Annotated in this window: 15 protein-coding genes; 7 read left to right on the top strand and 8 right to left on the bottom strand. The window is 46.7% G+C overall.

What is annotated here, in order from left to right; all coding sequences use genetic code 11:
- Positions 1 to 59: 59 nt before the first annotated feature.
- The 3 genes from RT717_RS12640 to RT717_RS12630 all read right to left on the bottom strand — a co-directional run bounded on the left by RT717_RS12640 (position 60) and on the right by RT717_RS12630 (position 4,751).
- Positions 60 to 944 carry a sugar phosphate isomerase/epimerase family protein gene (locus RT717_RS12640; protein ID WP_317492105.1) on the bottom strand — a complete coding sequence of 295 codons (885 nt, stop codon included), beginning with the start codon at positions 942 to 944 and terminating at the stop codon, positions 60 to 62.
- A 105-nt stretch (positions 945 to 1,049) separates the two neighbouring features.
- A complete protein-coding gene (locus tag RT717_RS12635; RefSeq protein ID WP_317492104.1) occupies positions 1,050 to 4,211 on the bottom strand; it encodes a PVC-type heme-binding CxxCH protein in 3,162 nt (1,053 codons plus the stop codon).
- A gap of 285 nt (positions 4,212 to 4,496) precedes the next feature.
- The gene (locus RT717_RS12630; protein ID WP_151996951.1) at positions 4,497 to 4,751 is read right to left on the bottom strand and encodes a YtxH domain-containing protein; all 255 of its coding nucleotides are present in this window, start codon (positions 4,749 to 4,751) and stop codon (positions 4,497 to 4,499) included.
- Positions 4,752 to 5,021: 270 nt separating this feature from the next.
- Here RT717_RS12630 and RT717_RS12625 point away from each other — a divergent pair, with 270 nt between their 5' ends.
- The 4 genes from RT717_RS12625 (at position 5,022) to RT717_RS12610 (ending at position 11,004) form a co-directional block, all read left to right on the top strand.
- Complete coding sequence (locus RT717_RS12625) at positions 5,022 to 5,309, top strand: HPF/RaiA family ribosome-associated protein (protein WP_317492103.1); 288 nt, start codon at positions 5,022 to 5,024, stop codon at positions 5,307 to 5,309.
- Between the two features lie 137 nt (positions 5,310 to 5,446).
- Positions 5,447 to 6,136, top strand: coding sequence for a 3-keto-disaccharide hydrolase (locus RT717_RS12620; protein ID WP_317492102.1), 690 nt, complete (start codon positions 5,447 to 5,449; stop codon positions 6,134 to 6,136).
- A gap of 11 nt (positions 6,137 to 6,147) precedes the next feature.
- Positions 6,148 to 6,558 carry an alternative ribosome rescue aminoacyl-tRNA hydrolase ArfB gene (arfB, locus tag RT717_RS12615; RefSeq protein WP_317492101.1) on the top strand — a complete coding sequence of 137 codons (411 nt, stop codon included), beginning with the start codon at positions 6,148 to 6,150 and terminating at the stop codon, positions 6,556 to 6,558.
- 576 nt (positions 6,559 to 7,134) lie between these two features.
- Positions 7,135 to 11,004, top strand: coding sequence for a choice-of-anchor tandem repeat GloVer-containing protein (locus tag RT717_RS12610; protein WP_317492100.1), 3,870 nt, complete (start codon positions 7,135 to 7,137; stop codon positions 11,002 to 11,004).
- A gap of 119 nt (positions 11,005 to 11,123) precedes the next feature.
- On the opposite strand, the gene RT717_RS12605 is transcribed toward RT717_RS12610, so the two are convergent.
- From RT717_RS12605 to RT717_RS12585, 5 genes are all read right to left on the bottom strand, one after another.
- Positions 11,124 to 11,333: a hypothetical protein gene (locus RT717_RS12605; protein ID WP_317492099.1), complete on the bottom strand. Its 210-nt coding sequence runs from the start codon at positions 11,331 to 11,333 to the stop codon at positions 11,124 to 11,126.
- A gap of 86 nt (positions 11,334 to 11,419) precedes the next feature.
- Positions 11,420 to 12,265 carry a fumarylacetoacetate hydrolase family protein gene (locus RT717_RS12600; RefSeq protein WP_317492098.1) on the bottom strand — a complete coding sequence of 282 codons (846 nt, stop codon included), beginning with the start codon at positions 12,263 to 12,265 and terminating at the stop codon, positions 11,420 to 11,422.
- Complete coding sequence (locus RT717_RS12595; RefSeq protein ID WP_317492097.1) at positions 12,262 to 13,497, bottom strand: DUF6786 family protein; 1,236 nt, start codon at positions 13,495 to 13,497, stop codon at positions 12,262 to 12,264. Before RT717_RS12595 ends, RT717_RS12600 begins: the two co-directional genes overlap by 4 nt.
- Positions 13,494 to 15,068: an aldehyde dehydrogenase (NADP(+)) gene (locus RT717_RS12590; protein WP_317492096.1), complete on the bottom strand. Its 1,575-nt coding sequence runs from the start codon at positions 15,066 to 15,068 to the stop codon at positions 13,494 to 13,496. Before RT717_RS12590 ends, RT717_RS12595 begins: the two co-directional genes overlap by 4 nt.
- A 65-nt stretch (positions 15,069 to 15,133) precedes the next feature.
- A complete protein-coding gene (locus tag RT717_RS12585; RefSeq protein ID WP_317492095.1) occupies positions 15,134 to 15,979 on the bottom strand; it encodes a ChbG/HpnK family deacetylase in 846 nt (281 codons plus the stop codon).
- 149 nt (positions 15,980 to 16,128) lie between these two features.
- On the opposite strand from RT717_RS12585, the gene RT717_RS12580 reads away from it, so the two are divergent.
- From RT717_RS12580 to RT717_RS12570, 3 genes are all read left to right on the top strand, one after another.
- Entirely contained in the window at positions 16,129 to 17,040 is a 912-nt protein-coding gene (locus RT717_RS12580; RefSeq protein ID WP_317492094.1) for a sugar phosphate isomerase/epimerase family protein, read from the top strand.
- A 491-nt stretch (positions 17,041 to 17,531) separates the two neighbouring features.
- Positions 17,532 to 19,055 carry a TolB family protein gene (locus RT717_RS12575; RefSeq protein WP_317492093.1) on the top strand — a complete coding sequence of 508 codons (1,524 nt, stop codon included), beginning with the start codon at positions 17,532 to 17,534 and terminating at the stop codon, positions 19,053 to 19,055.
- Between the two features lie 342 nt (positions 19,056 to 19,397).
- Complete coding sequence (locus tag RT717_RS12570) at positions 19,398 to 23,642, top strand: hybrid sensor histidine kinase/response regulator transcription factor (protein WP_317492092.1); 4,245 nt, start codon at positions 19,398 to 19,400, stop codon at positions 23,640 to 23,642.
- The last annotated feature ends 90 nt before the right edge of the window (positions 23,643 to 23,732 follow it).

The raw sequence follows: 23,732 nt of genomic DNA, 5'->3' as shown, positions 1-23,732 counted from the left end.
GCCTTTGTGAGTGCCAGGCAGTAGCTAACACATCTTGATTTTACAATTATTGATCTCATTTAAATCAGAGGCCTTAGCGTCTCAATGGATTTTCTGGTGAGCATGGTGTAGAACTCGTCGGTGACGGCTGAGCTGCCATGATCCTCCAGAAATTTCTTTTGTTCGGGGCTCAATCCTTTGGGAGATTCGTCAATGGAATTAGGGTAGGGGTTGGCCGGTGTCCTGTCGAGCGGTGAGCAAAACTCCACGGACAGCACGTCGTCGTATCCGATTTCACCCAATGTTTGGACGATGCTCGCCCAATCCAGCTTGCCCATGCCAGGGGCCATTCGGTTATTATCAGCCACATGAAAGCCAATCAGTTTACCCTTGGCTCGTCTTATGGCGGGCAAAATCTCGTCTTCCTCAATGTTCATATGGAAGGTGTCGAGACAAACCCCACACTTAGGGCCGACTTCTTTTGCCAGTGCCAGTGCCTGGTCGCCACGGTTGATGAAATAGGTCTCAAAACGGTTGATAGGCTCGATGCCAAGCAGAATACCAACGCTTTCTGCATACTCATACACCTGCTTCATGCTATCAACGGCGTATTTCCAGTCTTCTTCGGGTTTGCCTTCGGGCAAGATTTTTCCCACTGTAGACGGCACCACCGACACCATGTGGCCATCGAGCTCCGCCACCATTCTCACCACGTCTTTCACATACTGCACTGAGTCTGCCCGTTGCTTGTTGTCCTTAGCCAACAGGTTACGAAGCTCCAGCATTAGGGTAACGGAACCCCAGCAACTGATGCCTGCATCATCCAGCAGTCGTTTTACCTTTTTTGTGTCGTACAGTTCGGGGCTTCCCTGAATTTCAATGCTGTCGTAGCCCAGTTTGGCAATCCGGTTGACGGTTTCCTCAATGGTTTCTGCCCGCATCCAGTTGTGTATCGAAATCTTCATTGCAAGTAGGTATTGATTAAAAATATATATCTAACAGTAGTTTCAGTAAATTTATCGTCAATTATGAAATATCCACCGGCTTCAGCCGAAATCGGACCAAATCAGTTACTTGTCATTTTCGTGTGGATGCTCTTTTAGTAATTCTTCAGGCGTGTAGAAGCCAGTTTTGCTGCTTGAAGATTCACGTACTTCTTTTACTTTTTCAGGAGTAACAGCATCGGCCAAATTGCCAAATGAGCTTCGCACGTAGGTGAGCACAGCGGCTATTTCCTGGTCGTTCAGTAGCCCCCCGAACGGCGTCATCGGCACCTGACCCGGATAATCCTTTCCGGCCACCGTTATCGGGCCATATAAGCCCTTCAAAGTAATTTTGATTAGCCGTTCTTCGCTGCCCTGCACCCACTCGTTACCCGACAACGGAGGAAATCCGGCGGCATCCAAACCTTTTCCGTCAGGCTGATGGCAGGTGTTGCAGTAGCCATCCCTCATGTAAATTTCCTTTCCGGCAAGGAACAACTGCTGTTCTTCCTTCGACAACATTGGTGGCACCAGCTCGTTGCCAGCCACTTCAGGCTTGTAGGGAACCATGTGATCCAATATGGCCTGGTACGGCTTTTCCATCCAATCGTCCAGGGGTTTCCCGGCTGCAACTGCCAAAATCTCCTTGGCTGCATCGTCATCCAGCCACGAAGCGGCTACAATGGCTTCCAGACGAACTCTGCTGTTTTCGTCGGCGGCAGCCATTTTCAGCAAGCCAGCCTGCTCAGACACCTGGTGCCCAGTGTAACGAAGCACCCGAACGGCGGCCGTTCTTACCTTATAGTCGTCAGCTTTGAGCAACGTTCTCAGCAGCTTGAGGTCGATGGCATTCATGCCCCACGATGCCCACAACCCTTCAAGCATGAATCGTTCGTAATTGGGATCTGTTTTATCCAACTCATTCGTCCATTTTTCGATAGCTGCCAGTACCTTATCAGTTTCTCTTTCTCTCAACTCTCTGCGGCTTCTGTAGCGGGTGCGGTATTCAGGTAGCTTCAGGTTGTCGAGCAGTTCTTCAATGCTTGCTCCATCTACTTTGGCCGGCGTTACTAGCGGACGGGAAGGGTAGGTGATGCGGTAAATTTTTCCATGCACATGGTCACGCAGGGGATCACGGGCATTGTGCTGCATGTGGCCTACCAGCACATTGTGCCAGTCGGCGAGGTAAAGCGAGCCATCTGGCGCAAATTCCATATCCACCGGGCGGAAGTTAGGGTCGTCGCTGACCACAAGATCAAGTCTGTGTTTGGTCTTGAAACCTGTGCCGTCGTCGATTACCTGGTGCATTTTGGTGCCCAGGAAGCCAATGGTATTGTTGATCAGCATGTCGCCTTGTACTTCGTCCGGGAAATGCCTGCTGTAAACAAATTCCAACCCTGAAGTAGGGCGCACCCTGTGTTTTTCTTCGATAAGGTTTCTGGAGCCTGGGTTGGCGAGTCCATATTTTGACTTGATCGAGCCGGGCATCATCCAGTTGACATCTGGGCCGGAAGTGTGAGCGAAGAAGTTCTGTCCCCACTCATCAAAAGCGATACCCCATGGATTGGGAATCGAAAGCTGTGCGGTTCTTTCCAGGCGCTTTCTTTGCGGGTTGTAGCGATAGAACCCACCGTTAGTCGCCCGCACAGTACCATAAGGTGTTTCCACATTGGTATGCAAGAAAACACCTTCGCCCATATAAATGGCTCCGGAAGGGTCGGCACTAAAGGCGCTGATGACGTGGTGAGTATCATGGTCGTCGAAACCACTCAGTATAATCTCGACTTCGTCGGCTTTGTCGTCGCCATCTGTATCGGTATAAAGCTTCAGATTGGTTCCCTGGGAAATATAGACGCCTTCCGGGGCAAATTCGAAGCCAGCCGGAATATGAAGTTTGTCGGCAAACACAGTTAGCTTATCAGCCTTAAAATCACCATCTGTGTCTTCGAGGATAATGAGCTTGTCGTCAGGCCTGGCGTCGCCGGGCTTGTAGTGCGGATAGGTGGGCATCACTGCTACCCAAAGCCTGCCTTTATTATCAAAGGAAATCTGAGAAGGATTGGCCAGCTCCGGAAAGTCTTCTTCGGAGGCAAACAGCTCAATTTTGTAGCCCAGTGCCATTTTGAAATGACTCATGAGCTCCTCGCCATACAAATACCTCACATTGTCGGTGAGTGTGTAGTTCGTTTCTATCGGCGTTAGCTTTTGGGTTTTTGCGTCTGCAGCCGCAAGGTCATACTTTTCACCTTTAACAGTCTTCCAAATAGCCGTATCTCTGATCGCAGTCATTTGGCGTACCTTAATGAGCTCTTCCGGATAGTTTTCGTTGCCAAATGGGCGGTACCTTCTGCCAAAAACATGGACGCCGTTGGGGATTTTGTAATCGTTGTGCCAAAACCAGTTTTTTTCAAGTACCGCTTCCTTTACTGAGGCTCTCAGGTCTTCATTTTTTACTTCTTTTTTTCCAAAGGTTTCATCTACCAATAGCTTCGAAAATTTTTGATAGCCTGCATCATTGAGCTGCAATCCATCAATTGTCAATTGTTCTTCAGCAAACCACTGTTGCGTAGGCCCAAAAGCGTCGACAAATAGCACCTGATATTGCAGCGCCACTTCCTTGATGGCGTTTGCATAGAGACTCAGGTTTCTGTTTTCCTGATCTCCGTTGGGGAGATCATATTTGTCGGAAAGATCCTGAAAGGCAATGGGCGAAACCAGCGCCAGCTGAGGAGGGATGGTGTCGTTGTATTTTTGGGAGAGTGTATGCTCTATGAAAGCAGAAAGCTCGGCCTTGAAATTATCCACACCTTCGGGCCCGGCGTAAGATTCAGAAAAGCCAAAGCAGGCGATGATGATATCCGTTTTATGCCTGGCCAGCCACTCATCGGGGGTTTCGAAATGTCCTTCGCTGCCAGAGTTTTGCGCCAAATCCGTTTGGAATTTCTCAGCGCCGGGAAACGCCCATGGAGAGACCCTGCCGGAATGGGGCCGAAACCCGGGCGTGTCGCCACCGTCGCACATATTTCTTATGTACAACTCTGAATCGGGGTACCTGAGCTGCATCTCTGTTTCAAAATGCCCATAGTTCATCATCCGGGAGCAAAGGTTGTTACCAATAAGGCTGATATGTGCTCCTTGTGAAATCTTGAGAAAAGGCTTCTCGGGCTGACAGCCAAAACTAAATAGCAGGACAAACGACAGAGGTGCGATGATAGCTTTCAGGAGTGCTATTGTCGGCTTGTAAGTCATAGTTTAAGAGTGTAGTATGCAATGAAATCATCAAATACCCAACGAGGGTATGTCCGGCTAAATTAACCGAATTTACTAAAGCGCATTACTTTTCGAGCAACTTATTGGAGGCAATTTACAGGAGGGGCATTTTGGCGTGAAAGGCTGCTGAAGTCCATAAAGCCTGGTAGCAGAGGAAATCAAAAAAGGGACATCAGATCAACCAATTGTGGCTAACCTAACGCCCCTCTTTTTTTCAAACGGCACCCTTTGCTTAGGAATAATTTAAAACCTCGAGTGCGTCTCCTAGTTGACGTTTTCATGCTCCAGTGGCGCAGAGCTGTTAACCAGCTTGCCTTTACCAAGTTTGGCGTTGACCGAATCCATTAGCTCATTGAATTTTCGTTCAATTTTGTGATTGAGTGTTCCTGCCAAATCTTCGCTTTTGTCAACAATGTTTTTCCTTGTCTTTTCGCCTTTTTCCGGAGCAAAAAGCAACCCTAAAGCAGCACCGGCAGCCATCCCGGCTACCACGCCCAATAATGCTTTTCCTGTTGTCATAGCCTTAGTGATTTAGTTACCCAACTAAGGTACTACACGACTACTTCAAAGGCACTGACTTCGGTCAACACGGCGAGATGAGCTTTGTCGTGCCTGGGAAGGCAAGTAGCCGGAAGAATTTTTGTGCCCAAAAATTAATTCCGAAAACCAGGTGACATTAATCATCAGTCTCGTTAAATCGTGTCATATTTGAACCGGGAAGCCTCTGATATCTTGGCTTTCGAACGGAGACACAAAGGCTCCGAAAATGTCCCTTAAAATAGTTATGCTATGAAAACGATCATTGAAACCCCTAATTTTAACGCAAAAGATTCACTGACTGATTTTGTGAAGTTGCATGTCGAAAAGCTTGAAACCCTTAGCGATCAGATCGTTGAAAGCCGGGTGTTTCTTAAACTTGATAAGTTTGATAACAAAGAGAATAAGGTTTGCGAAATAAAGGTTTCTTTACCTGGAAATGATCTTTTTGCCTCTAAGCACGCCGATTCATTCGAAGAGGCAGTGACCCTGAGTGTAGATGCGCTTAAGCATCAGCTGAAACGCTGGAAACATGCATAAGAAGCACTTGTAATAGTTAGAACCCAAATAAAAGCAAGGTTTACGAAGCCTTGCTTTTATTTTTATCCGGGTATTGGCGTTCCTTTTATATTTTTGAATGTGCCTTAAATGGGACTACTTTGAAAAAAAATGCAAGCATGAAGCAAATCTTAATCCTGTTAGCCCTTGTTTTCTTTTTTGCCTGTTCCAAAAAAGAGACTGAACCTGTTAGCCTTTTCAACGGCGTAGACTTTACTGGCTGGCATATCGATGTGCCTGCTATGGATAACAACGACACGGTGCCGAGCCCATTCATTGTTAGAAACGGCATGCTGGTAAGCCTTGCTGAGCCGCAGGGGCATATTATCACTGATAAGGTTTACTCCAACTACAGGCTGGAGGTACAGTACCGCTTTGCAGGCGAGCCGGGCAACTGTGGTGTAATTTTGCATGCTTCTACGCCACGCCTGCTCTACGATATGTTCCCAAAGTCGATCGAAGCACAGCTGATGCATGAAAATGCCGGTGACTTCTGGTGCATCAGAGAGGACATTAAGGTAGATAATATGGAAGCAAGGAGAGGAGACCCGGCCAAGTGGGGAACTTCGGAAGGCATGCTACGCCGCATAGTCAATTTGACCGACGGCTCGGAAAATGCGGTGGGTGAATGGAACAAAATGGTGGTTGAATGCCTTGATAGAGAAATCAAAGTGTGGGTGAATGATGACCTGGTGAACCATGGCTACGGCTGCACGGCAAGTGAAGGACAGATTGCGTTACAGGCCGAAGGCTCAGAGGTAGAGTTCCGAAAAGTAACACTTCAACCCATTGAAAAGCTAAGCGAGTAATCCAAAGTGCAATGAGCTATCCTGCCTCTCCGGCTATACAAGACATTCTTACGGAACTGGTTTTCTCGGCGACCACTGGTGGCGGGCCGGGTGGGCAGCATGTAAACAAAGTCAGCACGAAGGTGACCTTGAGGTGGAGCATCCAGGAGTCGGCAATAATCAGCGACGAACAGAAGGCCATTCTTCTTAGCAAGCTGGCCAACAAACTAACAAAGGAGGGTGAACTATTGCTGAGCTCGCATGAGAGTCGCTCCCAACTGAAAAACAAAGAGGAGGTAATAAGGAAACTTTCTTCGCTGATACAGCAAGCGTTTGAGCGAAAGAAAGCCCGTAAGCCTACCAAACCCGGCAAGGCGGCGGTGCAGAGACGCATAGACGCCAAGAAAAAGCTAAGTGAGAAGAAGAAGTGGAGGAGGGAGTAAGGAGTAAGGAGTAAGGTTTGCCGTGTTAGGTGAACAGTTTCGGTACTCTCTGACATGATATTGGTGGTAGTGCTCCAATTTTTGTATTTTTTTATTTGTGACATCCCCTAAATATCTACCAAACAGGCTATATTTATTTTATCAACTTATGTGGGATGGTTCTTTAGCGTATTTTTATTCCTTATTTTTAGTTCATTTCAAAACGTACATCCACTATTCCGTGAATCCATTTTTAGTACTGAGAAGCTGATCTTAAAATTGAAGTGTGGTAAAAATCGCTGTTGTTTCAGTCGACATTTAGTCTATTGTCAATAGACTGACAGTAATAATTTCAGTGAATAGCGATAGCCAAAAGTATGGAAAGTATTGATGTGCCCAGGTCCGTATTCATATTCTGAGCCAGAAACAGCTCCATCGATGGATACACTTAAAATTTCCCAAATGCGAATTAGACTTTTCCGCTTTCTCGGTACTATGGTAAATATTTTTCCCAGTATAGGTAAAGCGGCTTTGGTGACTTGTGTTCTTTTTATCCTGAAGGGATCTGTCTGTTTTTCCCAGACAAAACTGGTCGGCATGGGTACCTTGGGTGGAGGATCAATTTTTGCTTTGGATCCCAGCGACCTTTCTACAGAGAAATGGGTCGACTTTAGTACTGAAAGATATGCACAATATGGACACCTCATTGAGAGTGGTGGGAAACTGTGGGGAATGACATCTAGGGGAGGAGTGGCCGATGAAGGGTCTATTTTTCACCTAAATGTTGATGGCTCAGGGTTTACAAGAGTGCATGATTTTACAGGGATAGATGGTTCTTTGCCCCATGGTAGTTTGGTTGAAAGTTCAGGCAAATTTTGGGGCATGACATCGGCTGGTGGTGTAAATGACTTTGGGGTTTTATTTTCTTTGGAGTTAAGCGGATCTGGATTTGAAAAGGTCTACGATTTTGATGAATCGACCGGAAGTAATCCATATGGCAGTTTGGTCGAAAGCGGCAATAGACTGTGGGGAATGACTTACGGGGGTGGGGAGAACAGTATGGGAGTGATATTTAATCTGGATCCTTTTTCTCAGGTATATTCCAAAGTGTTAGATTTTGATGACGCTAATGGAGCTTTTCCATATGGAAGTCTATATGAGAGCGGGGGCTTACTTTGGGGGATGACTTCCCAGGGTGGTGACAACCACAATGGTGTCATTTTCAAACTTAACTCGAACCTACTTGAATTGGTCAAAGTTTATGATTTCGATCTAATTGAGGGAGCTGCTCCTTATGGTGATTTGGTGGAAAGCGGGAATAGACTTTGGGGCATTACTTATGGAGGCGGTGATTTTGGATACGGAGTTGTGTTCTCAATGAGTAATGATGGAACAGACTACAGGAGCGATTACGATTTTGACGGAACAAGCGGAAGATATCCTACAGGAAGTCTGACTGTTAGTGGTGAAAAGCTTTGGGGTTCAACGCCAAATCTGTTTTCAATCGATAACGATGGATCCAACTTTACGCTTCAGCATGTTTTCGACTTCGTTTTTGAGGGGCATGCTCCTCACGGAAGTTTGACGTTGAGTAATGGGAAACTTTGGGGTATGACAACCTATGGAACAACCACCAGTTTTGGTTCCATATTTTCTGTCAATGAGGACGGGTCTGGTTTTAGCAAAGTACATGCCTTCAACAACGACGAAGGTGTTGATCCTATGGCCAGCCTGTTGAATGTAGACGGAAAGCTTTGGGGAATGACAGCGAAAGGTGGTGCTGAGGGATATGGGACGATTTTCACGGTTGATTCCGATGGCAGTAATTTTATTCAGATACACGAATTTACTTCAACTGATGGGGCTTTCCCCTGGAATAACCTTGTAAGGAAGGGTGACAAGCTGTGGGGAGTGACATATTATGGCGGAAACAACCATAAAGGGGTTATATTTTCTATAAATACTGATGGCTCGGGGTTTACAAAGATTTACGATTTTAATGGCATAGACGGGGGTATCCCATATGGAGGTATGGTTGAAAATGATGGTAAGTTTTTCGGAAGCACATTTGCCGGGGGGGTTAACAACAAGGGAGTAATATTTTCAATCGAACCTACTGGCTCAAATTATACCAAACTTCATGATTTTAGCTATTCTAGCGGGACTGGAGTATATGGGAATTTATTCGCTGCGAGTGAAAGACTATGGGGGTTGGCGTCTCAGGGTGGAAGTAACGAGTATGGAGTAGTATTTTCCATATCTGGGGATGGCGGTGACTATTCAATTGAACATGAGTTTGACGGCGTCAACGGTGGCGGCCCAACAGGAGAACTTGTCGAAAGCAACGGGAGATTTTGGGGTTTAACAAGGGGTGGAGGTGAAGGCAATTTTGGTGCAGTATTCTCCCTGGCAACTGATGGCTCCGATTATATTAAACATGTAGATTTTAATGAGAGTACTGGGAGATACCCCGGCGGAAGTTTACTCGAATATCATGGGAAACTATGGGGTATGACATACAACGGCGGTGCAAATGGGTATGGAACCGTATTTACACTTGATAAATTTGATGGGATCTTTGTAAAAGAATTGGATTTCACAGAAGATATGGGAGGTAATCCGTATTATGGATCCCTTATCGCCGTTTTCGAGAAGCAGCATCAGGAAATAAGCTTTTCTTTGGCTGACAAAACCTATGGAGATCAGCCGTTCACGTTGGCAGCCACTTCAACCACAGAAAACGACGTTACTTATACATCGTCTAATACCAATGTCATTGTCATCGAAGGTGATGTCGCTACATTAGTGGGTTCAGGTGAGGTAGAAATTACTGCCTCTCAGGCCGAAAATGATTTCTATTTTTTAGGCACTAAAAGCCAAATTATTACAGTGACAAAAGCTGCATTGATCGCCACTGCGGACGACCAGTCGAGGGTCTATGGCTCTACCAATCCAGCGCTGAGTATCAGTTACCAAGGTTTTGTGAATGGAGATGATGTTGAAGAAATTACCGAGCCTGAGATAGCTACCTCAGCCGAGATCACAAGTGACGTTGCGAGCTACCCAATTACTCTTTCAGGAGGCGCTGCGGCAAACTATGAGTTGGAGTTGGTAGCAGGGGAATTGACAGTAACGAAAGCTGCGCTGAAGGCCACTGCAGACAACCAATCCAGGGCATATGGCGCTGTCAATCCAGCGCTGAGTATCAGTTACCAAGGTTTTGTGAATGGAGATGATGTTGAAGATATTACCGAGCCTGATATAACTACCTCAGCAGAGATCACAAGTGACGTTGCAAGCTACCCAATTGCCCTGACGGGAGGTGCTGCGGCAAACTATGAGTTGGAGTTGGTAGCAGGGGAATTGACAGTAACGAAAGCTGCGCTGAAGGCCACTGCAGACAACCAATCCAGGGCATATGGCGCTGTCAATCCAGCGCTGAGTATCAGTTACCAAGGTTTTGTGAATGGAGATGACGTTGAAGATATTACCGAGCCTGAGATAACTACCTCAGCAGATGCAACAAGCAATGTCGGCAACTACTCGATTTTATTGGCAGGAGGGGTTTCCTCGAACTATAAATTGGCCCTGTTCAATGGAATCCTTTCTGTGACAAAAGCGGCGCAGAGTATCACTTTCGAAATGTCATCAATTGTAGCTGTCGATGCAATGCCTTTTCAGCTTGAAGCAGCTTCTGATTCAGGACTTCCAATTTTATACTCGTCTTCTAATTTATCAGTTGCAAGTATTTCGGGCTCAATTGTTACCGTGATTGGAGTGGGTACTTCCACAATAACAGCCAGTCAAGAAGGAAGTGAAAATTTCGTTGCCGCTGCTTCAATTGAGCGAACGCTGGTCGTACGACCATTAGCAACCCTTAATACCCCTCCCGTGATTTTTAGTCAAACGTTTTCTATCGATGAAAATAGCATAGAAGGAGCAGACGTCGGTGTTGTTCAAGCATCAGATGCTGAGTTGGACATACTTACTTTTTCTATTTTATCCACCGACAATGAAGGTGCATTTGGCATCAATTCTTTAAACGGGCAAATCAAAGTCGCAAGTCCGGCCCTTCTTGACTTCGAACGCTTGCCAACAATCGAAATGGTGGTGAACGTAACCGACGGAAAAGGTGGTTCTTCGTCTGCCGTTGTGACAATCCAAATCAACGATATAGATGAAAATACAGTTGCCGGTGTTCTATTATTCTCGGAAGAAACAAATTTTTATCCTTTCCCCAATCCTACATCAGGAAATGCAAGTATTAAATTCAAAGAGATAAGTCAGGGGCATTTTACCATTTCTTTGGTATCAGCAAACGGGTCGCAAGTGCATTTAATTTATAGTGGAGATATCTCAAATGAATCCACTATTGAATTCTCAGTTTCCCACCTTCCAAAAGGATTGTATTTTCTTCGAATTGATGGAGACCAAACGAACATCACCAGGAAACTAATGATAAACTAAGGTGGGTTCGATATATGATGCTGTTTTTCGCATGGATATTAACGCCAAGAAAAAGCTAAGTGAGAAGAAGAAGTGGAGGAGGGAGTAAGGAGTAGGTTATTTTTTAAAATGTTGACGGTCTATTGCACCTTCTTTTCAAGCGCAGCAAGACGCTTTTCGTGATCTGCATATTTTTCAGCCGAAAAGGCCATGTATTCAGTTATGTCTTCGTGAAATTCCTTAAAAGAATCCTGAAGCCCTCTCATACCCTCATGTAAATAGGAAATTTTAGCTTCCATAGTATTGAGGCTTCTATTGATTTTTCTCTCAAAATCTTCATGTCTGCTCATGTTCCAATTTACTTTTTGTTTGTGAAATAATTCTATCTCAAAGAGAAAAGTTTCATCTTAAGATGAGCAGACATAAATTGTGGTTATCAAATCACCCCAACCACATTTTCCAGCGTTCCGATGCCATCGATACTGATGCTTACCATGTCGCCAGCCTGTAGCGTAAACTCATTCGGAGGGATAATGCCCGTGCCTGTCATCAGGTAGGCTCCCTGATTAAAGTGGCAAGCCCTGTATAGATATTCTACCAACTCGTCAAACTTGCGCTTCATTCTGTTGAGCTGAATTTCTTCATGAAAGACCTCGTTTCCACCTCTTTTGATAGAAATTACAATATTGGTATCCAGCGAAATAGGCTCTTTAGGTACGTAAAGACAGGGGCCAAGTGCGCAGGCTTTTTCATACGACTTGGCTTGAGGTAAATAAAGTGGATTTTCTCCCTCGATGCTGCGGCTGCTCATGTCGTTGCCAACGGTATAGCCCTGAATTTCTCCTTTGGAATTGATAAAAAGAGTGAGCTCCGGCTCAGGCACGTTCCAGGTTGAGTCCTTTCTGATATATACTTCTCCTCCATGCCCAACTACCCTATGAGCCAACGCCTTGAAGAAGAGTTCCGGCCGGTCGGCATCGTATACTTTCTGATAGAAATCAGATCCACCGCCACTTTTACTTTCTTCCATTCTGGCATCTCTGCTTCTAAGGTAGGTAACGCCGGAGGCCCACACCTCCTGACTACCAATGGGAGCGCTCAGTCCATCCTTGAGCCAATCTTTTTTTATGCCAGACTCAAGCGGCTTGGCAGATTTCACCAGTTTTGCCAGATGGTCGTGAAGCTTGCTTTGGTTCACGGCATGATCCCAGCTATCAGAGATTTGGTAAGACTGGCCTTCGTACTCGGCGATGATTCGGTTGGAAGTTTTATAAAGTTTCATAGGGTTGTTTTCTTGCGTTTTATATCGTTTAGATCAATGCCCAATAGGGTTTTAGATAATTTGTTGAGGCTTTCGAATTCTCCTTCGAAATGGCAGGTCAGTTGCTTGTGTTCCTGCGCTTCGCCTGGCTCCAGTTCTTTGGCTGGCGACGAAGATTCAATTTCGTAAAAAGGCCCCATTTGAGAGCCATCTGCCATTGGCCCATCATTGTAAGAGTTTACAACGTCGCCCTTGAAAGGCTCATCCTGCATTTCCCATTTTGAGTTTACATAGGCGCCGTTTGGCTCGACCGGAAACTTGATGATGGTTAGAATATTCTTTGCAATGTCGAAACTGGCAGCTATTGGCTTGGCAATGGCAGGCGACAAGCCAAGTTTACTCCGGTAAAGGCCGTCGCACTGGAAATAGATCACGCTGTCCGTTACTGTTAGCCTTTCTGCTGGTATTTCCCCGAAATAGTCATCAGTGATATGGTCTTTCGCTCCTTCAGTTGGCTTGAAAGGAATAATCACCATGGTTTCGGGTGATGGCGTCATCATGCCCAGCAGCCAGATGGATAGGAGACCCCTGTCCTTTGTCCATTGATTGGCTCCTTTGTTGATAATACGGTTCGCCGTTTCATAGCCAACCCACTTCAGGCTTTCTCCCCAAGTAACACCAAGGCTAGCAGCCAGCGCCTCCTGCGACAACAACCGAACACTTCGTTCGATGGCCAGGTCAAATACGGTTCCGCTGTAGTTGGTGACGCTCGCTTCAATTCCGAAGATTACTTCATCTTCAGTAGCGGAAACAACAGGGTAGGCCACCGTGTCAATGATGGCGGGAACCTGCCAGTTGCCGATTTCGAAGGAATCTCCACCTTTAAAGTACACCGAGAACTGACCACCTTCCGGCCCTAGCCAAAAGCGTTCTTCACCACCCACGGGATTGAATTGCTTCTTCCAGTCGCCTGCCTCAATCAGATTGTAGTTGAGCCAGCCGTAGCTGTTACCAGAAGCGCCTGTGGCAGTACTGGTCATTACCCGACCCTGATAGTCAGCTGAAAGCAGCACCCTTGCCTGCCCGTCAGGCGATTTTAGTTCGTAAACCGAGGACGTGTTGGCTTTCAGGAAAGCAGAATCATAAGCATAGGTTCCCTTAGCTGGCATCGCTTTCTCCTTGTTTTCATTAACTGTTTGGCTGCACCCCGCCAGGGCCCAGAGACCAATGAGGCAGGGAATGAGCTTTTTCATAGCGCTTTATCGGTAAACTGACCGTTTACCTTTCTAGTGATGGACAATGGATTTGCATCTTGCAGCGCCTCAGGTAGCAGTGCCTGGTGATAGCCCTGATAACACACTGCTCTTGTGAAACGATAAATAGCGTTGGTGCCTACCGAAGTAGACCTGCTGTCGGTGGTAGCCGGGTAGGGGCCGCCATGCACCATGGCATAGGTTACTTCCACACCTGTTGGAGGTGCGTTGAAAATCACCCTTCCAGCCTTACTTTCAAGGGTTCCTATCAGCTCCGAATGCCCTTTCATGTCCTTTTCTGTGCCCCAAACGCTTGCTGTGAGCTGTCCGTGAAGGATATCAGACACTTGCTTCATTTGTGCGGCATTGTCGGCCACCACATGCAATGAGCTCGGCCCAAATACTTCCTCTTGCAAGTCGGGGTTGTTGATAAAGGCACTTGCTTCTACCTGAAACATGTGTGGGATAGCAGCAACACCTTCTTTTGCGGTTAAGTTGCCGACGAGCTGGGTAACGCCCCGCAGCGAAGCCATTTTGCCGAGGTTGCTGCAGTAGCCACTAAATACTTTGTCGGTGAGCATGTTGTCGGCAGAGGCCGCCTCAAGGGCTGTTTTGAAGGCTTCAGTAAATTGCTCCTGGGCCTTCGACTTTACAGCGACAATCACACCAGGGTTGGTGCAGAATTGCCCGGCACCCATTAGGTTAGAGCCAGCCAGCTTCTGCCCAAGTGCAGTGGCTTCTTTTTCCAATATTTCTGGCAATACAAATACAGGATTCACACTGCCCATTTCAGCATAAACCGGAATTGGTTCGTTTCGCTTGGCGGCAGCATTGAAGAGGGCTCTGCCTCCGCCAAGCGAACCGGTGAACCCTACCGCCTTTATCGCCGGATGAGAGACCAGGTGAACGCTTGCCTCATAACCCTCGCCTTGTAGGTGACAGAAAACGCCCTCTGGCATGCCTGTGTCATTGGCAGCTTGCACAATGAGCGAAGCCACCAGCTCGGAAGTAGCAGGGTGACCCGGATGTGCTTTGCACACAACTGGGCAACCTGCGGCGAGCGCAGATGCGGTGTCGCCGCCAGCGGTGGAAAATGCAAATGGAAAATTGCTGGCGCCAAACACAGCCACCGGACCAAGTGGTCTTTGCATTTGGCGCACGTCAGGTTTAGGCAGTGGCTGGCGGTCAGGAATGGCTGGGTCGATCATGGCATTGACCCATGAGCCTTCTCTAAGAAGAGAGGCAAATAGCTTCAACTGGCCTGTAGTACGTCCTGTTTCTCCCATGAGCCTTCCCTCAGGCAGTCGTGACTCCGTCATGGCGATGGCTACTAATTCGCCCTTGCTTTCGTCGATTAGCTGAGCGATGCGCTCAAGAAAGATAGCTCTTTCTACGCCTGATGTGTTTTTGTAACTGCCAAAAGCCTTATGGGCAATGGCTACAGCCTGATCGACTTCTCCGACTGTTGCTTCGTGGAATGCGATGCCTGAGTGCCCGCCGTGCCCTTTGAAGCTTTGAGGATTGATACCTGATAGTTTATTTCCGATTAAATTCTTTCCTGTTAACTGCATGAATAAATGATGGTGTCTTTTCGTAAGTAAAATTAATTAAAACTATTGCGGGATTCCATTCAGCACTATTTCACAAGGTCTTTGTAGCTGATAAGCTGAATGCCCTTTTTCTTTATTAGCGTTTTGATTTCTTCGTCTATCCAAAGGTCAGTTACACCCTGACGGTCTTCGGCCACATTCTCATAACCAATGTGCGAAATTGCCCTCAGCTCGGGCGTGTCGATGCCCGGATGCTCCACAAACATATAAGTTTTTCCCTTTTCCAGCTTGTTGAGCATTTTGCTGAAGCTTTCTTTCTTTTCCGCTAGCGTGCCATGTGCTCCCTCGTACCTGGCACCCTGCACGCCCAATTTCTGCGTATCAATATCGATATCATATTCTATCGCCAGCTTTTTGGCAATGGCGGCCGCTTCATCGTTTAGGTTTGTGCAGCCCATATGGCCCGAGATGTGACTGAGCCTGGGAATCATTTTCTTTGCAAGTTCTATCTGTGCTCTCCACTCTTTTTCAATGTCATCGAGGCTGAATTCGTTTTCCAGCACTGCTTGCCCCGGATAGTTTTTATTGGGCCATATCATTGGAAAGAAGTATCCGTCCTTGTTTCGAAGGCTTAGCGCATCGGTCAGCGGCTGCCATTTCACATTGTCCCACTCGCTGGTGAGCACCAGGTGAATGCCGACGTCAATACCTGGGTTTTCCTCCAGCATCTTGACGGCCTCAGGAAACCATGCCGATGGAACAATCACTTCGATTGATGTTTCTATGCCTTCCTTAAAGGTCTTAATTAGTGCTACATTGCCACTATGAGAGAATCCCATGTCGTCTCCACGAACGATTAAGCGTTGCGCTGAAAGGTGGATGCTGCCGGTGAAAAGAAGAAGTGAGAAGGCTAGTTGAAATAGTCTGATCATGCTCAGTTTTAGTAGGTTTAGAAATATGTAATGCTAAGATAACGCATTAATGAGGTGTAAAATAATGGAAGTTTATTAATTTAGAGAATGCGCTGACGTGCAAAAGTGTGAACAGCTCATTGAAGAATACCCCAGCCATGATAAATAGCATGAAAAGAAGACAGCTTTTGAAGGGTGCACTAGGCCTATCTGCGTTATCGGCAGTGAATTTTGCCTCAACGCCAACGCTTTTGGCGCAGCACATTGCGGGCAGGTCTGCAAAAGCTTCTCAGTTGAAAATCAGTCTCAATGCATTTTCCTTCAATGCGCCACTTACCGATGGCAGTATGGATGTGCACGATATGCTGGAGTACTGTTCAGAAGTTGGTTTTGCGGCTGTGGATATTACTGCTTATTATTTCAAAGGCTACCCCAATGTGCCGCCAGACGACTACCTGTTTGAGATCAAGAGGCACGCTTTTCGGTTGGGGCTGGACATAAGCGGCACCGGTGTTCGCAACGATTTTACGCTGGCCGATCCTGAAAAAAGAAAGGAAGAAGTAAAGCTGGTAAAAAATTGGATTGAAGCGGCCGCTAAACTCGGGGCTCCTGTGATCAGGATTTTTGCAGGTGCCAAAGTGCCCGACGGGTTTTCATGGAACAACGTTGCCGCCTGGATGGTGAAAGACATTCAGGAATGTATTGACCATGGCAAGAAGTTTGGCGTAACAGTGGCCATTCAAAACCATAACGACTTTATCAAAACTGCAGAGCACGTTACAAAGATAATGGAGATGGTTGACTCTGAATGGTTCGGACTTATTTTGGACACGGGAAGTTACCGGGTAGGGGATCCCTATGAGGAAATTGAGAAGACCATTCCTTATGCAGTCAACTGGCAGATTAAGGAATTGATTTTTGTAGAGGGCGAGGAAATAGAGACGGATTTAAAAAAGCTGATAGATATCATCAGAGCATCGGACTATAAGGGTTACTTACCCATCGAAACGCTAGGTGCCGGCGACCCAAAGCAAAAGGTAAAAGCGTTATACGATAAGCTGAACGGGGTTTTGTCGAGCTAAGGGCAAGTGAGGGCAGCTACGTTAAACTGGAGCTTGGGTCTGTCAAATACACCTTTGGCTCCCAAATACTATAATTTACTGACACCAACTGTTAAAAGAAAAAGGGGCGGGTAATCCCCGCCCTCTTTCCATGTATTTATACTCGTTTATGGTTCTTGTTTGTTTACTCCCACCAAATACGAAAGGGAAGCACTTTCATTTTAAAAAGGTGACACATTTTTTCGGAGCAAGAAAGCTTAACTTGGATTAGAGCTTTTTACCACGTGGGAAAGTTACAAATAGCTTTGCCCAGATTTTCATTTCGCTGGTTCTCTTCCAAATCCGATTCCAACAAATTAAAATGCCTAGTGACATTGTTACATCAGTCATCGAATGGTTGGCCGAAATGTATCCACCTTTACCGTGACAGACCAAAAGCGCACTCGATCGCAGATGCCGCTTCCATTGTCACTCCAGATCTGCCTGGGTAATTAAACTTTAAGAACAGCACTATGAGAATTAAACTACTTGCATTAAGCTTTTTGCTAACAATTGGCATAACAAACGCCCAAAATCCCGTCGGAATATTTTCTGACCACGGGGATGTAGGGAACCCAAAAAATAAAGGGGGTGCTACCTACAGCGAGCAAACACAAACCTATTCCATCAAAGGTGCGGGGTACAATATTTGGTTTGAAAGAGACGAATTTCACTTTGCTCACCAAAAGCTAAAAGGTGATTTTATCCTGACGGCCAATTTTGGTTTCAATGGAGCAGGCGTCGACCCACACCGCAAAATTGGGTGGATGGTGAGGGAGTCATTGGACGAGAAGGCAGCACACGTTAGTGCCACCCTTCATGGCGACGGGCTAACGGTTCTTCAGTGGAGGGAATTGAGGGGAGCTTTTATGCGTGATCCAGAAGACGAGATTTTTTCTCCAAAAAGTAATTACACGATAATCCAACTTGAGCGCTCTGGCAAGGAATTGATCATGAGAGCTGCACATTTTGGAGAGCCACTTCAGATGATTGGCTCTCACGTGATGCCATATATGCCAGATGAAGTATTTGCGGGCATATTCGTGGGCTCGCATAACCCTGAAGTGATTGAAGAAGGCATTGCCTGGAATGTGAGGATCGACAAGCCAGTGGCCGACAATTACAACCCAGGGCGAGACGGATGGCTTGGTTGTCGCATGGAAACAATGACCATCGCAGATGGAAAAAGAACCGTTGTTTACGAAAAGGATGGTCGCTTTGAAGCGCCAAATTGGATGCCTAACGGTAAGGAGCTGCTGTTCAACATGGATGGGTCAATATACACCATGGCCATTGCTGGTGGAGAGCCAAAAAAACTGAACACCGGTGATTTGAAAAGAAATAACAATGACCACGGCATCTCCTTTGATGGCAAGCTGCTTGCAGTAAGCAGCCACAGGGATGGACTTCCTGGTGGAGGCTCCACTGTTTATGTGCTGCCGCTGGAAGGAGGAACACCCGAACTGATAACGGAAGGAACTCCTTCTTACTTTCATGGCTGGGCTCCGAACAACAAAGAGTTGGTTTATGTAGCTCAGAGAAACGGGGGGAATATCTACAATGTTTATAAGGCCAATATCAAAACGAAAGTGGAGACTCAGTTGACGAAATTCACTTCGGGGCACGTAGATGGTTGCGAGTACTCACCTGACGGAAAGTATGTTTACTACAACGGCTCTCAGTCGGGTACCATGCAGCTGTGGCGAATGAAACCTGACGGCACAGGAAACGAGCAGTTGACTTTCGATGAAAATAATGACTGGTTCCCGCACGTGTCGCCTGATGGCAAGTGGATACTTTACATTTCTTTTCCACCCACCATTCCTGTCGATTCGCACCCTTCGTACAAAAGAGTCACTTTAAAAATTATGCCCGCAGCTGGTGGTGAGTCAAAGGTATTGGCCTACTTATATGGTGGGCAGGGGACTATTAATACGCCTTCGTGGTCGCCTGATAGTAAATCAGTGGCTTTCGTGAGCAACTCGGGAAAAAAATAAGCTGAGTAGGTTCGGTGAGACGATAAACTCACTAGCTACCATGCGCTGTTAGTAAGTTTGGTAAATATAAAAATGTAGTTAACAAAAGTGCCCGGCTAGTTTCCGGGCATTTTTGCTTCTCTACATTGATACATAATATACTCAATACAAAGTAAACTATAGTATCGCCCAAACCTGCCGACACTTCTTTCAAAAGACCACTGCATTTGTAACCTTCTGAAAAAAGCACTTGAAGAGATACTATTATTGGGAGATATTATAAATGTTTTAAAAAAGATGCCTTTATGGGTCTGGATTTTTCCTGATCTTTACAGAGTGGCGAATTTTTCAATAACGATAGCAATGTGGAAGAGCATGGGGTGGATAAGGTATTTCGTTTTGATTGCGCTGTGTCCGGTTGCAGCCGATTTGGCCATAGCCCAGAATAACTCTGCGCTGACTAGCAATATTAAGTTTGAGCAACTCGCCGACGGCCTCTCGGAGAAGTCAGTAACGAGCATCATCCAGGACCGGCATGGCTTCTTGTGGTTTGGCACCCGAAACGGACTGAATCAGTATGATGGGATTGAGTTTAAGGTATATGAGTATATTCATGGAGACAGCACTTCGTTAAGCAGTAGCTTCATCACCAGCCTGGCAGAAGATAAAGAAGGTAATATTTGGGTGGGGACAACCGATGCCGGACTAAACCGCTACAACAGAAAGTTGGACAACTTCACCCGCTTCCAATCCAAGCCTAATGATCCCGAAAGCCTCTCCGATAATTGGGTGACGGATCTGTGTATCGACAGCCGGGGCAACGTGTGGGTTGGTACCGAAGGGGGTGGATTGAATGTGGTGTATGCGGGTTCAAAAGCTTTCAAGCATTTCACAAATGATGTAAAAGACCCCCTCAGCCTGGCCAACAATCACGTGAGATCGATTTGCGAAGATAGCTCCGGCAATATCTGGGTGGCGACCTACGGTGGCGGATTGGACAGATTTGATGCTGGCGGGCAAAGATTTATCCATCATCGTTACGAGCCTGGTAATGCAAAGAGCCTTTCCAGCAACTACCTGAATTCGTTTTTGAAAGACAGCGACGGGCAAATTTGGATTGGCACACGAGAGGGTCTGAGCCGTCTGGTGCCAAAAGATAATGGTGTAGAGTTTCAAAGGGTGATGCCCAATATTGTAGACCCAACGGGCCTGGTGCACAACATTGTGCTTAGCATCAGCGAAGACAACTACAACCGGCTTTGGCTCGGAATGGAAAACGGCGGGTTGTCGATCTATGACAGGCAAACCGGGCAGTTTTCCAATTTTTGGCCCAACCCACTTGACCCGACAAGCGTGGGCGCCAACTCCATTTGGGCTGTATACAAAGACAATATTGGCACCATGTGGCTGGCAGCCCGCAACAGAGGTTTGAATAAATGGGATCAGTATCAGACAAAGTTCATTCACCATATTTTGCCGCCATCGGGGGGGCATAGCCTGGCCAATAATGACATCATCTGTTTTGTAGAAGACAGGGAAGGCAACTTGTGGATAGGTACCGACGGCGGAGGTCTGAACTATTTCAATAGGAAAACCAACGAGGTGAAAAGCTATGTTCACGACATCAATGACCCCAAAAGCATAGGGAGCAATTCCGTCATTTCTTTGGAGATCGACAGCTATGGAGACCTTTGGGCGGGCACATGGGAGGGTGGACTTAATAAGTTTGATAAAAGGACCGGCACCTTCCAGCGGTTTGTAAACGACCCCCAGGATACGACAACCATAGGTTCCAACTATGTGTTTTCGGTTTTTGAAGACAGCAAAAAGCGGTTATGGGCGGGTACTTTCTATGAAGGGCTGGATCTTTTTGACAGGAAGACGGGCGCATTTTCGCACTATGAAGTGAACCCCGACGACCCCGAATCTTTGAGTCACAACAGGGTGTTTACCATGTTTGAAGACAGTCGGAATAACATCTGGATTGGTACTGAAGGCGGGGGCCTCCTGCAAATGATGTTTGACAGCGATGGAGAGCCGGTGTTTAAAACCTATATCAATAACCCCAAAGACTCCACCAGCTTAAGTAGCAATGTGGTTAACGCCATTTATGAGGATAGCAAGAGCACGCTGTGGGTTAGCACCTGGGCAGGGCTCAATAAATTTGACTACGGAAAAGGAGCCTTCGAAACGTTTCGCAAAAATGATGGACTTGCTGACAATGTAGTCAATGGCATTCTGGAAGATGAGCGGGGAATGTTTTGGATCAGTACCAACCAGGGAATCAGTGAATTCGATCCTGAAAAAAGGAGATTCAAAAACTATAGCACAGCAGATGGGCTGCAGGAGCAGGAGTTTGTGAGGGGCGCCTATTTGAAAAGCCAGTCCGGTGAATTCTTTTTTGGTGGGGTAAATGGCTTTAATTCATTTTATCCGGGAGAGGTGAAAGAGAATCCACACATACCACCCGTGTACATCACCAACTTTTGGATATACAATGAAGAAGTGAGGCCGGGCGCAAAAGGCTCAGTTTTGGCACAAAACATCATCGATACAAAGGAAATTACGCTGACCTATCACCAAAACGAATTTAGCTTTGAATTTGCAGCGCTTAACTATTCTCAGGCTTTTAAAAACAGCTATTCCTATATGCTGGAGGGATATGACGAGCACTGGCACGAGGCTGGTAATCAACGCACCGCCAGCTACACCAAGGTGCCGCATGGCGACTATGTTTTTAGGGTAAAGGCTTCCAACAATGACGGCCTTTGGAATGAGGAAGGAGCCTCGTTGCGAATAATAGTGACGCCGCCGTGGTGGGCCACCTGGTGGGCCTACGCTATCTACATTAGTATCGTTATTGGTCTGCTTTTCTGGTATAGACAAGTACTTATCTACAGAGAAAGGCTTAAAAGTGACTTGAGACTTGAGCACATGGAACTGACCAAAATGCAAGAAATGGATGCTATGAAATCCAACTTTTTTGCCAATATATCACACGAGTTCAGGACCCCGCTCACTTTGATGTTAAGCCCACTGAAGTCGATGTACTCGGGGGCCTTTCGTGGCGACGTGAGAAAACAGTATAGCGTCATGATCCGGAGCGGCGAGAGGTTGCTAAGATTGATTAATCAGCTGCTCGACTTGTCAAAGCTGGGGAGTGGCAGCATGAAGCTGGAAGCCAGCCGAACCGACGTTGTCGAGTTTTTGAAGCCAATCGCAGCATCTTTTTCATCCTATGCCACCCAAAAAAAGCTGTCCTATTCCTACAACCATCCGAACGCTCCTCTGGAGGCATATATTGATCATGATAAGGTTGAGAAGATAGTAACAAATCTGCTGTCCAACGCCTTCAAGTTTACCAGTGAGGGTGAAATCTCCCTAAATCTGAGCCGAATTTCTATGGAAATGACTGACAGCGAAGCAGGCGGGGAGTTTGTGCAAATTACTGTCAGGGACTGTGGCGTCGGAATTCCCAGGGAACACCTGCAGTCAGTTTTTGACAGGTTCTATCAGGCGGATGTTGACCATCACGGTGACCAGGAGGGGACTGGCATAGGCCTTTCGCTTACCAAGGAGCTGGTGGAGCTGCACAGGGGCAGGATATCAGTAAAAAGTACGCTTGGTGAGGGTTCGTGCTTCAAGGTGCTCATCCCTATGGGCAAAGCGCATTTGCAGGACAGTGAAATTGTGGAGCCTGAAAAGGTCGGAGTTGTTAGCATCGGCCATGTGGTGGAAGAGTTGGAAGAAAGAGACAAGCATAGCACCGGTGAGGCTGCTATTGTGAAGACCGACCCCAAAGAGGGTAAACCGCTGGTGCTGATAGTGGAGGACAATGGGGACTTGCGTACCTACATGAAAGAAAGTCTGGAGCACAGCTATGAGATTATTGACGCTGCTAACGGCAAAATAGGGCTGGAGAAATGCATCGAGCTGGTGCCGGATCTTATTATTTCTGACATTATGATGCCATTGATGGATGGAGTGGAAATGTGTCATTTGGTAAAAACCGACAGTCGGATAAGTCATGTGCCAGTGATACTGCTCACAGCCAAGGCTGATTTGGAGGATAAACTCACTGGCCTGGAAACTGGGGCCGACGACTATATCACCAAGCCTTTCGATTCCAGGTTTTTGGAGGTAAGAGTACGCAACCTGATCAAAACGAGGGAGCTGATGAGGGAGCGCTTCATGGGCAACCGGAAGCTGGTGTTGGAGCCTAAAGAGATCACTATTACTCCGCTGGACGAGGTTTTCATGAAAAAGGTGTTGAAAACTATCGAAGACAATATTGGTGACTCAGAGTTCAGGGTGGAGGATCTTGGCAGAGAGGTGGCCATGAGCAGGATGCACTTTTACCGAAAAGTGAAAGCGCTAACCGGCCAAACTGCAGTGGAATTTATCCGAACCATAAGACTCAAAAGGGCCGCCCAAATGCTGAAGCAAAACCAGTTGACCGTCTCTGAAATTACGTATGCAGTGGGCTTCAATGACCTGCAATACTTCAGAAACAGGTTCAAAAAGTACTTTGGTGTTAGCCCTTCGGAGTACGCCAGCCAGTTTGCTGGCGACAAGCCTGAGGTTGAGAGCGAGGTTCGTGACTCTTGATCTACTCAACGACCGGCGAAGTCTGTCGGGGGACAGACCATGGAATACGAACATTCTTGAGAAAGGGCTACAACTTTTCGGCAGCGCAGT

Source organism: Imperialibacter roseus (assembly GCF_032999765.1).
Taxonomy (GTDB): Bacteria; Bacteroidota; Bacteroidia; order Cytophagales; family Cyclobacteriaceae; genus Imperialibacter; species Imperialibacter roseus.
This window is presented reverse-complemented; position numbering and strand designations above follow the sequence as displayed.